The organism is Mycobacteriales bacterium, from assembly GCA_035533475.1.
GTDB lineage: Bacteria > Actinomycetota > Actinomycetes > DATLTS01 > DATLTS01 > DATLTS01.
Genome location: DATLTS010000035.1, coordinates 63,594 through 76,241, shown reverse-complemented (window position 1 = coordinate 76,241; position 12,648 = coordinate 63,594). Strand labels below are relative to the sequence as shown.

Annotated in this window: 12 protein-coding genes; 5 read left to right on the top strand and 7 right to left on the bottom strand. The window is 71.1% G+C overall.

The features are described from left to right. The first annotated feature begins 2 nt into the window (after positions 1 to 2). Positions 3 to 341, top strand: coding sequence for a DUF3817 domain-containing protein (locus tag VNG13_07790; GenBank protein ID HVA60425.1), 339 nt, complete (start codon positions 3 to 5; stop codon positions 339 to 341). On the opposite strand, the gene VNG13_07785 is transcribed toward VNG13_07790, so the two are convergent. Further along, positions 310 to 1,386, bottom strand: a complete 1,077-nt coding sequence (locus tag VNG13_07785; GenBank protein HVA60424.1) for an ATP-dependent DNA ligase — start codon at positions 1,384 to 1,386, stop codon at positions 310 to 312. The genes VNG13_07790 and VNG13_07785 overlap by 32 nt on opposite strands. A 214-nt stretch (positions 1,387 to 1,600) precedes the next feature. Between VNG13_07785 and VNG13_07780 the strand changes: the two genes are divergently transcribed. From VNG13_07780 to VNG13_07765, 4 genes are all read left to right on the top strand, one after another. Further along, positions 1,601 to 1,807, top strand: a complete 207-nt coding sequence (locus VNG13_07780) for a type II toxin-antitoxin system VapB family antitoxin (GenBank protein HVA60423.1) — start codon at positions 1,601 to 1,603, stop codon at positions 1,805 to 1,807. Continuing rightward, positions 1,798 to 2,232, top strand: a complete 435-nt coding sequence (locus VNG13_07775) for a PIN domain nuclease (protein ID HVA60422.1) — start codon at positions 1,798 to 1,800, stop codon at positions 2,230 to 2,232. Before VNG13_07780 ends, VNG13_07775 begins: the two co-directional genes overlap by 10 nt. Positions 2,233 to 2,385: 153 nt before the next feature. Beyond that, positions 2,386 to 2,652, top strand: a complete 267-nt coding sequence (locus tag VNG13_07770) for a DUF1778 domain-containing protein (protein HVA60421.1) — start codon at positions 2,386 to 2,388, stop codon at positions 2,650 to 2,652. Beyond that, the gene (locus VNG13_07765; protein ID HVA60420.1) at positions 2,649 to 3,146 is read left to right on the top strand and encodes a GNAT family N-acetyltransferase; all 498 of its coding nucleotides are present in this window, start codon (positions 2,649 to 2,651) and stop codon (positions 3,144 to 3,146) included. Before VNG13_07770 ends, VNG13_07765 begins: the two co-directional genes overlap by 4 nt. A 144-nt stretch (positions 3,147 to 3,290) precedes the next feature. Here the strand turns inward: VNG13_07765 and VNG13_07760 are convergent, their stop codons facing one another. From VNG13_07760 to VNG13_07735, 6 genes are all read right to left on the bottom strand, one after another. Further along, positions 3,291 to 4,019 carry a pyrimidine reductase family protein gene (locus VNG13_07760; protein HVA60419.1) on the bottom strand — a complete coding sequence of 243 codons (729 nt, stop codon included), beginning with the start codon at positions 4,017 to 4,019 and terminating at the stop codon, positions 3,291 to 3,293. A gap of 30 nt (positions 4,020 to 4,049) precedes the next feature. Then, positions 4,050 to 5,834, bottom strand: a complete 1,785-nt coding sequence (gene treZ, locus VNG13_07755; GenBank protein ID HVA60418.1) for a malto-oligosyltrehalose trehalohydrolase — start codon at positions 5,832 to 5,834, stop codon at positions 4,050 to 4,052. 10 nt (positions 5,835 to 5,844) lie between these two features. Beyond that, the gene (treY, locus tag VNG13_07750) at positions 5,845 to 8,175 is read right to left on the bottom strand and encodes a malto-oligosyltrehalose synthase (GenBank protein HVA60417.1); all 2,331 of its coding nucleotides are present in this window, start codon (positions 8,173 to 8,175) and stop codon (positions 5,845 to 5,847) included. After that, on the bottom strand, positions 8,165 to 10,282 hold the full coding sequence (gene glgX, locus VNG13_07745) for a glycogen debranching protein GlgX (GenBank protein HVA60416.1): 2,118 nt from the start codon (positions 10,280 to 10,282) through the stop codon (positions 8,165 to 8,167). Before glgX ends, treY begins: the two co-directional genes overlap by 11 nt. Before the next feature lie 67 nt (positions 10,283 to 10,349). Beyond that, positions 10,350 to 11,993 (bottom strand): acyl-CoA dehydrogenase family protein, encoded by a 1,644-nt coding sequence (locus VNG13_07740; GenBank protein HVA60415.1) that lies wholly within the window; start codon positions 11,991 to 11,993, stop codon positions 10,350 to 10,352. Further along, a complete protein-coding gene (locus VNG13_07735; GenBank protein ID HVA60414.1) occupies positions 11,990 to 12,631 on the bottom strand; it encodes a TetR/AcrR family transcriptional regulator in 642 nt (213 codons plus the stop codon). The genes VNG13_07740 and VNG13_07735 overlap by 4 nt, the downstream gene beginning before the upstream one ends. Positions 12,632 to 12,648: the final 17 nt, after the last annotated feature.

The window sequence follows — 12,648 nt, the reverse complement described above, 5'->3', positions numbered from 1 at the left end:
CGTTGTCCGCCGCGCTCACCCGATATCGCGTGCTCGCCTACGTAGTCGGCACCGGCCTGGTGATCCTGGTCTGCGTCGGCGTGCCGCTGAGGTACGCCGGTGGCAACAAGATCGTGGTCGAGATCGTCGGACCGCTGCACGGGTTCCTGTTCATCGCCTACCTGCTCGCCGCCATCGACCTGGCCATCAGGTGTCGTTGGCACCCGGTCCGGGCCCTGCTCGTCATGGCCGCCGGCACCGTGCCGTTCTGCTCGTTTCTCGCCGAGCGGGTCGTTACCCGCGATGTCCGGGCTCGTCTCGCCGCCGGCGTCAGCTCCCCCCGAGCACCTCGGACAGGTTGAAGCGCGTCGGCCGTTCCAATTGGGCGTAGGTGCACGACGCGGGTTGGCGATCGGGCCGCCAGCGCAGGAACCGGGTAGCGTGCCGGAATCGCTCGCCCTGCATGTGGTCGTAGGCCACCTCGCAGACCAGATCGGCGCGCACCGGCTCCCACGACAAGTCCTTGCCGGCATTCCAGCGGGACTGGGCGCCGGGTAGCCGAGCCGACCCCTCCGCTTCGGCCCAGGACTGCCACGGGTGCCCGTCCAGGGCCTCCACCCGGTAGGGCTCCAGCTCGTCGAGCAACTCGCGCCGGCGGGTCATCGGGAATGAGGCCGCCACGCCCACGTGGTGAAGTCGACCGGCGTCGTCATACAAGCCGAGCAGCAGCGAGCCGACCACGGGCCCGGACTTGTGCCACCGGAACCCGCCGACCACGCAATCCGCTGTGCGGGCATGCTTGATCTTGAACATCGCCCGCTCGTTCTGGCGGTAACGGACGTCCAGCGGCTTCGCGACGACGCCGTCCAGGCCGGCCCCTTCGAACATCTCGAACCATTCGCTGGCGATCGCGAGGTCGTCTGTGGCCGGGGTCACGTGTACCGGCGGCCCCGCCCCGGCGAGCTCCCCGACGAGGCGGGTCCGGCGCTCCCCGAACCGGGCGCCCGTGAGGTCCTCATCGCCCACCGCGAGGAGGTCGAAGGCGACGAATGATGCGGGGGTCCGTGCCGCGAGCAGCCGGACCCGCGAGTCGGCCGGATGGATCCGCTGGAGCAGGGCCTCGAAATCCAGACCGCTCCCGGTCGCGATGACGATCTCACCGTCGACGACGCACCGCGGCGGCAGTTCCCGTCGGGCCGCGTCGACCACCTCGGGGAAGTATCGGGTCAGCGGGCGCTCGTTGCGGCTGCCGATTACGACCTCGTCGCCGTCCCGGAACACGATCGACCGGAAGCCGTCCCATTTCGGCTCGTAGAGGACCCCGCCGGTGAACTCTCCCGGCCCGGGGATGGTCGGGACGGACTTGGCCAGCATCGGAGCGACCGGCGGCATGACGGGGAGGTCCACCCGACCATCTTGGCGGACCAGTGGGACACGGCGCGCGGGTCACGCGGGTGGCGCGCCTCGACGGGGCTCGGTGGCTGTCGAATTTTCATCTGCACTTCCACCAACGTCAACGGTCGGACCGGTGCGGTGTTGATCAGGTTGGGCAGGAAGGTGTTGGACACTCCCCAGGGCCGCCGGATATCCTCATGGCAACCAGGAGATATATGGAGTGGTGATGGCTAAGACACTCGTGGATGTCGATGACGAGTTACTCGCGCAAGTGGCGACGGAGTTGGGTACCAGGACCAAGAAGGACACCATCAACTCGGCCCTGCGCGACGTTTTGCGTCGTAGGGCGGCTGCGCGCCATGTCGACTTCATCCGCGGTGGCGCACTGTCGGACCTGCTCGATCCCGAGGTGATGGGCGAAGCGTGGCGATAGCGACCTACCTGCTCGACAAGAGCGCCCTCGCCCGCGCTCACCTGCCCCGCGTTAGCAACGTGCTCACTCCACTGCTCGATGCTGGGCTGCTCGCGCTCTGCGGGGTCAGTCACCTCGAATTGCTTTACAGCGCGCGCAACGTCGCCGATTACCTCCGCACCCGTGCCGACCTAGACGGGCTCTACGAGTGGCTGAACACTGAGGACACTGACTTCCGCCGTGCCATCGATGTGCAAGAGTCGCTGGCGCGCTCAGGTCAGCATCGCGGGGTGACCCTGCCCGACCTGCTGATCGCTGCCGTCGCAGAGCGTCACCGGGTCAGCGTGTTGCACTACGACGCTGACTTCGACCTGATCGGCGAACACACTGGTCAACCAACGCAATGGGTGCTGCCCTCCGGCTCGATCCACGCTGGTCCTGATTGATCGGCCATGTCACGTGCCGAAGCTGTCGGTGACGGAGGATTCGTTGGCTACGACGAGGAAGCACCTCTCCGGGGCCCTGTCATCCCCCGGGGGGTAGACCGCTGGACGACGCCGTACAAGTACCGTACATTTCCGCCAGGGAGGTGAACGACGATGGCGAAGTCTGCCCGCGTCGAGCTACGCGCCGACCAGGCCAGCCGGGAGCGCATGGCTGCCGCCGCCGCGCTGGGGCAGGAGTCACTGTCCGCGTTCGTGTTGCGCAGCGCCTTGGCTGAGGCCGATCGGGTCTTGGCCCGTTCTGACAGCACGGTGATGCCCGCCGAGCAGTTCGACGCGCTGATCGACTCCCTGGAGCAGGCCGATCCCGCTCCCGTGCTGGCTAAGGCCGCCGCCCGCCGCCGTGGCTACTCTCGGAGGTGAGCCAATGGCGTTCGGCGCTACTGGCCGAGGAGCACGATCTGGCTTCCTTCGACTCCGGCGTCGCCGAGCTCACCACCTGGTTGAACGACAGCGCGCTGCGCGCCCAGCGTGCGGGCACGGCCCGCACCTATGTCTGGGCTGAACCGGCTGGTGTGCGCGTCGTCGCCTACTACTCAGTCACCCCGGCTCAGGTGTCGCGGGCTGACGTGCCGCGGTCGTTCTCCGCTGGGTTCAGCGTGCTTCCGACCTATCTGCTGGCCCGCCTCGCGTTGGACCGAAGCCTGCACGGTCGAGGTCAGGGAACTCAACTCCTGCTTGACGCCCTAGAGGTCATCGTGGCCGCGGCCGGCGCCGCTGGCGGACGGCTGATCCTTGTCGATGCCATCGACGATGCGGCCCACGGGTTCTATCGCCACCACGGTTTCCAACCCGTGACGGGTACTGGGCGCTTGGTCATGAAGGTCGAAACTGCCCGCACGGCGCTGCATGGCTGACCAGCCGAACAGGTAAGAGGATCGGTCGACGACAGCGTTGATCATTCGGAGCGACCGGCGGCATGACGGGCAGCTGCGCGGTCGAAGCGCAGACGCCGCCGCGGGGGGGAGCTAGCCCGAAGCTAGCCCAGAGCTAGCCCGAAGCTAGCCCGGTGACCCGAGGGCGTACCGGGCGAACAGCTCGCCGTCGGCTTCGAGGAGATGGATCAGCCGGGCCGGGCGCGGGCCCACCGGTCCGCCTTTCAGGATCCGAGGCGCGTCGCCGCCGACCAGCAGCGGGCTGATGGTGAGGCAGAGCTCGTCGAGGACGCCGGCGGCGACCAGCTGTGCCAGCAGCGTCGGACCGCCCTCGCAGAGCACCCGGCCCAACCCCCGGTCGGCCAGCTCCGCCAGCGCGCCCGGCAGATCGACCGAGTCGTCGCCGACGACGACGACGTCGGCCAGTTCCGCGGCGGCCGACCGCCGCCCCGCCGGGGCGCGCGCCGTGGTGAGGACCAGCGGTCGGACGACGGCCTCGGTGAAAAAGCGCAGCCCGAGGTCGAGGGAGAGCCGGGACGTGACCACGGCCACCGGGGGGACCTCGGCCAGCCCGCGGGCCCGGCGCTGCTCCCGGATCGCGGCCGTGGGGCGGGCCGGTCCGTAGCTTTCCGCCGTCACCGTGCCGGCCCCGACCAGGATGACGTCGGCTAGGCCGCGGAGCAGGAGGAAGAGCTCGTGGTCGGCCGGCCCGGACACACCCCCCGACCGCCCGTCCACGGAGATCGCCCCGTCGACGGTGGCCACCATGTTCGCCCGCACGTGGCGCTCGCCGCTCACCGCGTACATCTCGGCGAGGTCCACCGGGTCCGCCGGCTCCGGGTACAGGCGACGCATGCCGCAGTGAATCACGGGCGGGCGGGGCGGCTAACTCGCCGGTGGGCTCTCGGCGTGCGGCCCGGCGACGGGCCGGTCCGCGACCGCGACGATCGCCACCGAGTCGGCGTCGATCTCGACCTCGCCGTCCCGGTAGACGAAGCCCCCGGCTGACGCGAGCAGCACGCCGGTGGGGGTGGCGCCGACCGGGATCGGCTGCCGAGCCGGGGCCAGGTTGACGACGACGGCGAGACCGCCGCGGCGCATGACGAACCAGCCGGCCGCCTCGTCGTAGCTGCACACGACCCGGTCGAGTCGGCCGTCCGCGAGGTCGGGCATCTCCCGGCGCAGCCGGATCAGCCGGCGGTGCCAGTCGAGGAGCTCGGCATGCTCGGCCGCCTCCCGCTCGGCCCAGTCGAGGATCGAGCGCTGGGCGGTCGCCGGATCGACCGGGTCCGGGACCTCGGTCGTATCCCAACCGTGGTCGGCGAATTCGGCGCGGCGACCTTCGGTGACCGCCCGGGACAGCTGGGGGTCCGCGAAGGAGGCGAAGTACTGCCAAGGGGTCGACGCGCCCCACTCCTCGCCCATGAAGATCATCGGCGTGAACGCGCTGGTGAGAACGAGCGCTGCGGCGATGTGCAGCCGCTCGACCGGGATCAGCGACGAGATCCGCTCGCCGGTCGCCCGATTCCCGACCTGGTCGTGGGTCTGGGCGTAGGCGACCAACCGGTGGCCGGGGACCCGGGACCGGTCGAACGGCCGGCCGTGCCCCCGTTCCCGGAAAGCGGAGTACGTCCCGTCATGGACGAATCCACCGCTCAGCGCCTTGCCGAGCGTGGCGAGGGATCCGAAGTCGCAGTAGTAGCCCTGCCGCTCGCCGGTGAGGGTCGCGTGAATGGCGTGGTGGACGTCGTCGCACCATTGCGCGTCGAGGCCGTAGCCACCGGCCTCCCGCGAGGTGATCAGCCGGGGGTCGTTGCGGTCGTACTCGGCGATCAGGAAGACCGCGCGACCGAGCCGCGCGCCGAGCGACTGCACCTCGATGGCCAGCTCCTCGAGCACATGGGTGGCCCGGTCGTCGGCGAGGGCGTGGACGGCGTCGAGCCGCAGCCCGTCGACGTGGTAGTCGCGCAGCCAGGCGAGCGCGTTGTCGATGAGGAACGCCCGAACCTCGTCCGACCCCGGCCCGTCCAGGTTGACCGCGGACCCCCAGGGCGTCTGGTGCTCCCCGGTGAAGTACGGGCCGTACCGGCCGAGCACGTTTCCCGACGGGCCCAGGTGGTTGTAGACGACGTCGAGTGCCACACCCAGGCCGAGCCGGTGGGCCGCGTCGACGAAGCGCTTGAGGCCTTCCGGGCCGCCGTAGGGTTCGTGCACGGCGTAGAGCGCGACCCCGTCGTACCCCCAGCCGCGGTCCCCGTCGAACGCCGCCACCGGCATGAGCTCGATGACGTCGATGCCGAACTCGACCAGATCGGGCAGGCGCAGCGCCGCCGCGTCGAATGTCCCTTCCGGGGTGAAGGTGCCGATGTGCAGCTCGTAGAGGACCCGGCCGGCTACCGGGACCCCCCGCCAGTTGTCGTCGTGCCAGGCGAAGCTGCCGTGGTCCACCAGGCGCGACGGGCCGAGAACGCCCTGTGGCTGCCAGGCCGAACGCGGATCCGGTAGCCCGTCCCCGCCGTCGATCGCGAAGGAGTAGTCGTCGCCGGCGCCGAGGTCGGGCGCCACCACCGACCACCAGCCGCCGCCCTCGAGGCGCATCTCCCGCCGGTCCGCGCCGAGCGCAGCGTCGACCCGGCCGGCGGCCGGCGCCCAAACCCGCAACGTTGCCACCCCGCTGGGCCTACCCTGCCCCGGGCACGAGCAAAGCGACCGGCCAGATCTCGAGCAGATCGGCCACCCGGCACCGGCCGCCGGGGTGCCGCCGCCCGGTCAACGCGTCGGTCGCGCCGCCGGGGGCCAGGTCCAACGCGGTGTCCCGCCAACCGCCGGCTCCGGCCAGCCCGACCGGGAGCCGGGTGAGCACCGTGACCGGCCCGCCGCGGCGGAAGCCGAGCAGGTGTCCGGCGGCCGGCCCCTCGGCGGTGACCGGGGTGTAGCCGGCTGCCGCGTCGAACCATTCCGGGTGCTCCCGGCGCAGCCGCAGGGTCCGGGTGGTCAGCCACAGCTTCGCCTCGGCCAGCTCGGACGGCGGTGGCGGCCCGGTGAGATCGGCCAGCCGGTCGAGCCTTCCGGTCAGGTCCTCGAGATCCATCGGCGCCCGGTTGTCCGGGTCGACGAGGGCCCGGCTGACCGTCTCAGCTCCCCGGTAGACGTCCGGGATCCCGGGCATCGTGAGCTGGGCGAGCTTGCTTCCGAGGCTGACCGCGGCGGCCGCCGAGTCGATGCGGGCGACGAAACCGGCGAGGTCGTCGAGCAGCGCGGCGTCGGCGAACACGGCATCGCAGAATCGCCGGAGGGCGTCCTCATGGAGCGGTTCCGGGTCGGTCCAGCTGGTGTGCTCCTTGGCTTCCCGGGCGGCCTTCTCGAGGTAGCCCGCCGCCCGCTCGGGCGACAGCGGCCACGCGCCGACCAGGGTCTGCCAGAACAGGTACTCGATGTTCGGGTCGGGTGCCGTTGCCCGCTGGTGCCAGCGTTCGACCGCGTCATCCCACTCGCCGGGGATCTCGGCGACGACGAGCTGCCGGGCCCGCACGTCCTCCGCCCGCTTGGTGTCGTGCGTGGACAGTGTGGTCATGGTGCACGGCCAGTCCCGGGCCAGCCGGCCGGCGAATGCGTGGAAGGCGGCGGTCGGGGCGCCCACCCGGCCCGGGTTCCCGCCCACCTCGCACAGCGCGGAAAGCCGGTGGTAGCGGTAGAAGGCGGTGTCCTCCACGCCCTTGGCCGTGACCATTCCGGTCGTCTGCTGGAAGCGGCGGCTCAGCTCACCGTCCCCGGCGAGGATCCGGTGAGTCCACTCGGCGAACAGCGGGATGTCAGCCGGCCGGTTCGCCCCGGCGACGGCGGCCGCCTCGGCGACCACCCGGGCATCGGAGTCGTCCGCCGGGCCGCCGGCCGGCACGTACGTCCGGTACACCGGCCATGCGGCGAGCAGTTCGGCCATCGGCTCGATCGCCAGCGGCCGGCCGGCGGCGCGTGCCAGCCGGTTCGTTTCGGCCCGGAGCAGGCGCAACGCGGTAGCCCGCTTCGTATCCACCGCCAGCGCCGCGAAGTGTTGTCGGATCCCGGTCCGCCGCCGGTAGATCTCGGTCAGCCGGGGGGCGGCCGAGGGGTCGACGAAGGCGTTGCTGACCGCGTCCAGCGCGTCGTAGCCGGTCGTGCCGGCGACCGGCCACGCGGCGCGCAGCGGCTCGCCGGGTTCGAGGATCTTCTCGACCACGATCCACGCCTCAGGGGCGCGCGCGCGGAGCCGGGACAGGTAGCCGTCCGGGTCGGCCAGCCCGTCCGGATGGTCGACCCGCAGTCCCGTGACGTCGCCGCTGGCCAGCTTGTCGAGAAGCAGGCGGTGCGTCGAGTCGAAGACCGCCGGCTCCTCCACCCGGATCGCGATCAGCGAGTTGACGTTGAAGAAGCGACGGTAGTTGGGGTCCTCGCGCCAGTGCGCGAGCCGGTAGTGCTGAGCGTCGAGCTGGGCCTGCGGCCCGAGCCGCTCGGTGCCCGGGGCCAGCGGGAAGGCGTGTTCGCGGTAGCGCAGCACCGGGGTGTCGCCCGGGCCGCCGCGGGGATCCAGCACCGGGGTGTCCGCGGGGTCGGCGAGCAGCGGCAACACCAGCCGGTCATGTCCGGCCGACCAGTCCACGTCCAGCCAGCCGGCGTGGGTGGCGCCGCGGCCGTCGCGGAGCACGTCCCAGATGACCGGGTTGAGCCACTCGGGGGCGGGGATCGCCATGTGGTTGGGGACCAGGTCGACGACGATGCCGAGCCCGGCGCTTCGGGTTGCGTCGACCAGCCGCCGCCAGCCCGGCTCCCCGCCGAGCTCGGCGGAGAGCCGGCCGTGGTCGACGACGTCGTAGCCGTGGGTGGAACCCGGTACGGCCTGCAGGATGGGGGAGAGGTAGAGATGGCTGACGCCGAGCCGAGCCAGGTACGGCACGGCGGCAGCGGCGGCGGCGAAACCGAATCCGGGCTGGAGCTGGATCCGGTAGGTGGCCGTCGGCGTCCGGTCAGAAGGCACGCTGGAAGACGAGCATGGATCGGGCGTCGACGGTCCGGACGGCCCCCGGTTTGGCGCCTCCGTCGGGGTCGAGCTCCACGTCGACCAGCGGCGCCGCGGTGTCGATCACGAGTTCCCAGGTCGCGCCGTAGCTCTCGTCGGGGATGGTGAACTCGAGTGACTCGTGGTGGGCGTTCAAGAGCAGGAGGAACGAGTCGTCCACGACCTGCTCGCCGCGGGCATCCATCTCGTGGATCCCGCCACCATTGAGGAAGATCTGGATGGACTTGGCGAAGCCGGTCGCCCAGTCGTCGTCGGACATGGGGGTCCCCGACGGGGTGAGCCACGCGATGTCGTCGAGGCCCGCGGAGCCGCGGAAGGGCAGGCCGTCGAAGTAGCGCCGGCGCCGGAACACCGGGTGATCCCGGCGCAGGTGGATGAGCTTCGCTGTGAACTCGGTGAGCAGGTCGTTCTCCCGCGCGGCAGACCAGTCCACCCACGCGATCTCGTTGTCCTGGCAGTAGGTGTTGTTGTTCCCGCGCTGGGTCCGCCCGAGCTCGTCACCGTGCAGCAACATCGGCACGCCCTGAGAAAGCATCAGCGTGGTGAGGAAGTTGCGTTTCTGCTGCTCCCGCCGGGCCACGATCTCGAGGTCGTCGGTGGGCCCTTCCGCCCCGCAGTTCCAGGACCGGTTGTGGCTCTCGCCGTCCCGGTTGTCCTCGCCGTTGTCGCCGTTGTGCTTGTCGTTGTAGGAGACCAGGTCGTGCAGCGTGAAGCCGTCGTGCGCCGTGACGAAGTTCACCGACGCGTAGGGGCGGCGGCTACTCGACGCGTACAGGTCACTGGAGCCGGTGAAACGGGAGGCGAACTCGGCGAGGGTCGCCGGCTCGCCCCGCCAGAAGTCGCGGACGCAATCGCGGTACTTCCCGTTCCACTCCGACCAGAGCGGCGGGAAGCCGCCGACCTGATAGCCGCCCTCGCCGACGTCCCAGGGCTCCGCGATCAGCTTGACCTGGCTCACCACCGGGTCTTGCTGGACGAGGTCGAAGAACGTCGAGAGCCGGTCGACGTCGTAGAACTCGCGGGCCAGGGCGGACGCAAGGTCGAACCGGAAACCGTCGACGTGCATGTCGATCACCCAGTACCGCAGCGAGTCCATGATGACCTGTAGGGCGTGGGGGTGCCGAACGTTGAGCGAGTTTCCGGTCCCGGTGTAGTCCATGTAGTAGCGCGGCTCGTCCTCGACGAGCCGGTAGTACGCCGGGTTGTCGATCCCGCGGAACGACAGGGTCGGCCCCAGGTGGTTCCCCTCGGCCGTGTGGTTGTAGACCACGTCGAGGATGACCTCGATCCCCGCCTCGTGCAGGGACTTCACCATCCCCTTGAACTCCTGGACGCTGCGCTCGAGGCCGACCGAGGAGTAGCCGGAGTAAGGGGCGAAGAACCCGATCGTGTTGTAACCCCAATAGTTGGACAGCCCGCGCTCGACCAGCCGGGAGTCGTGCACGAACTGGTGCACGGGCATCAACTCGACGGCCGTGATCCCGAGCCGGGTGAAGTACTCGATCATCGCCGGGTGCGCCAACCCGGCGTAGGTGCCGCGCAGTTCGGTCGGGATCCCGGGATGGTTGATGGTGAGCCCGCGGACGTGCGCCTCGTAGATGACCGTTTCGTTGTAGGCGCGGCGCGGCGGCCGGTCGTTGTCCCAGTCGAAGTACGGGCTGACCACCACGCATTTCATCGTGTGTGCGGCGGAGTCCTCGGTGTTGAGGCTGTCCTCGTCGCCGAAGTCGTAGGAGAAGACCGGCGGCTTCCAGTCGACCTGCCCGTCGATCGCCTTCGCGTAGGGGTCGAGCAGCAGCTTCGCCGGGTTGCAGCGCATGCCGGTCGCGGGTTCGTACGGGCCGTGCACCCGGAAGCCGTACCGCTGCCCCGGCCCGACGTCCGGGAGGTACGCGTGCCAGACCAGCGCGTCGCGCTCCGGCATCGTGACCCGGGTCTCGGTGCCGTCGGGCTCGAACAGGCACAGGTCCACGCGCTGCGCGGCTTCGGAGAACAGGGCGAAGTTCGTTCCGGTGCCGTCGAACGTTGCGCCGAGCGGGTACGGCGCCCCTGGCCAGATCCTCATCCGCCTCCGTTCGGCCCGTGGCCCCCGACGTTCACCATCCGAAGGCAGGCTACCGGGGGGCCGGCGCTCAGCCCGGCTTCGGAGTGGCGCGCTCGACGATGGACGCCGTGTCGGTTCCCCGCGGCAGGGTGCCGAACGCGTGTCCCCAGTCGCCGCCCAACCGGCTGGCGCAGAAGGCGTCGGCCACCGCCGGCGGGGCGAACCGCACGAGCAACGTCCCCTGAAGGACAAGGGCGATGCGCTCGACGAGCCGCCGGGCGGTGCGTTGTGCTCCGACCGGATCGGCCGCGGCTTCGGCCAGGTCCCCGCGCAGCGCATCCGCCTCGGCGTCGAGGCGCCGATCACCGCCGCGGGCGTGGGCGAGCTCGGCCTCGAACGCCACGACGCTCTCCGGTTCCTTGCCGAGCGCCCGGAGCACGTCGAGCGCGTTGACGTTGCCGGAGCCCTCCCAGATCGAGTTGAGCGGGGCCTCCCGGTAGAGCCGGGGCATCCCGCTCTCCTCGACGAAACCGTTGCCCCCGAGGCACTCCAGGGCCTCCGCGGTGACCGCTGCGCCGCGCTTGCACACCCAGTATTTCCCGGCCGCCAGGGCGAGCCGGGCGAACGCGGCCTCGACAGGGTCATCCGCGGCGTCGACCGCGGCGGCGAGGCGCAGCATGAGCGTTGTCGCAGCCTCCGATTCGACCGCAAGGTCGGCCAGGACCGCGTTCATCAGTGGCTTGTCGACGAGGTAGTCACCGAAGGCTCGCCGGTGCCGGGCATGGTGGCAGGCCTGGGCGACCGACTGGCGGATCAACGCCGCCGAGCCCGTGACGCAGTCGAGTCGGGTGAGGGTCACCATCTCGATGATCGTGGGGACACCCCGCCCCTCGGGGCCGATCCGGACCGACCAGGTGTCCTCGAACTCCACCTCGCTCGACGCGTTGGACCGGTTGCCCAGCTTGTCCTTGAGCCGCTGTAGCCGGAACGGGTTGCGGGTGCCGTCCTCGAGCACCCGCGGCACCAGGAAGCAGGTGAGGCCACCGGGAGCCTGCGCGAGCACGAGGAACATGTCGCACATCGGCGCCGAGCAGAACCACTTGTGCCCGGTGAGCAGATACTCGCCGTCGGCGCCGGTGGGCACCGCCCGGGTGGTGTTGGCCCGGACGTCGGAGCCGCCCTGCTTCTCGGTCATCCCCATGCCGGCCAGGCAGCCGAGCTTCGCGCCGGGGGAACGCAGCCCGAAGTCGTAGGTGGGCGCGGTCAGCCGGGGCACCCAGGTCGCCGCGACCGCCGGTTCCATCTTTAACGCCGGTACCGCCGCATACGTCATCGAGATGGGGCACCCGTGTCCGCCCTCCACCTGGGACCAGGTGTAGAAGCGCGCCGCCCGGTCGACGTGCGCGCCCGGGGTCGGGTGCTGCCAGGGTGCGGCGTGCAACCCGGCGCCGACCGCCACCTCCATCAGCCGGTGCCAGGACGGGTGGAACTCCACCTCGTCGATCCGGTTGCCGTACCGGTCGTGGGTCAGCAACCGGGGCGGGAACTCGTTGGCCTCGCGGCCCCAGCGCTGGGCTGGTTCGGAGCCGGCCAGTCGGCCAAGTTCCGCGAGCCCTTCGACGGCCCAGTCGGCGTGCCGCTCGACGCCCTCGACCAGGGCGTGGTCGGCGCCGGCGACGTCGTAGTCGACGAGTGGCGGGACCTGGTTGGTGACTTCGTGGGTGCGACTCATGCGGGCAGCCTCGATTCTCGGTGCGGACCGGACCCGCCGGCGCCGCGCAGGCAGAAGCCGATCAGCTCGGCGATCAGCCGGTCGGCCGAGCCGGCGGGGACCCGCGGGGGGGCGGCGAGGGGCACGATCAGGGCTTCGCCGATCGCGCCGACCAGGGCGGCCGCGCTGACCGCGGGATCTTGGGGCGGGAGCTCGCCGGCGTCGACCGCCTCGGCGATCAGCCCGGCGAACAGCTCGGCGTAGGCCCGGCGGAAGGCCAGCCGGGCGACGTCGATGGCGGGATCGGCGGGTTCGGCGAGCAAGGCGAACGCGACCCGTGGCGCCGCGAGCGCGCGCGCGGCGAAGGTGGCGACCGCGGCCGCGAGCCGGTCGGGGGCCGGCCGGGGACCGGCGGCGGCCCGCCGCACCGCCGCGAGCTCGGTGGCCGCCAGCTCCCGGAACAGCTCGGTGACGAGCGCCGGCTTGCCGCTGAAGTGCCGGTAGACGGTGCCGGTGGCGACCCCGGCCGCCCGGGCCAGCGCATCGACGGTCAGCCCGTTGTACCCGTCCTGCGCGAGCAGATCGACGCCCGCGTCGAGCAGCCGGCGTCGGGTTCCGGCGAGCCGGGCTTCGACGGAGGCGGTGCGCCGGTAGGCCATCTAAAGAGTGAACCATG

Bases quoted from the DNA above. Each gene is read 5' to 3' on its own strand.
- VNG13_07780 (HVA60423.1), top strand. From the start codon at position 1,601: ATGGCTAAGACACTCGTGGATGTCGATGACGAGTTACTCGCGCAAGTG.
- VNG13_07770 (HVA60421.1), top strand. From the start codon at position 2,386: ATGGCGAAGTCTGCCCGCGTCGAGCTACGCGCCGACCAGGCCAGCCGG.
- VNG13_07760 (HVA60419.1), bottom strand. From the start codon at position 4,019: ATGCGTCGCCTGTACCCGGAGCCGGCGGACCCGGTGGACCTCGCCGAG.
- glgX (HVA60416.1), bottom strand. From the start codon at position 10,282: ATGAGGATCTGGCCAGGGGCGCCGTACCCGCTCGGCGCAACGTTCGAC.
- VNG13_07740 (HVA60415.1), bottom strand. From the start codon at position 11,993: ATGAGTCGCACCCACGAAGTCACCAACCAGGTCCCGCCACTCGTCGAC.
- VNG13_07735 (HVA60414.1), bottom strand. From the start codon at position 12,631: ATGGCCTACCGGCGCACCGCCTCCGTCGAAGCCCGGCTCGCCGGAACC.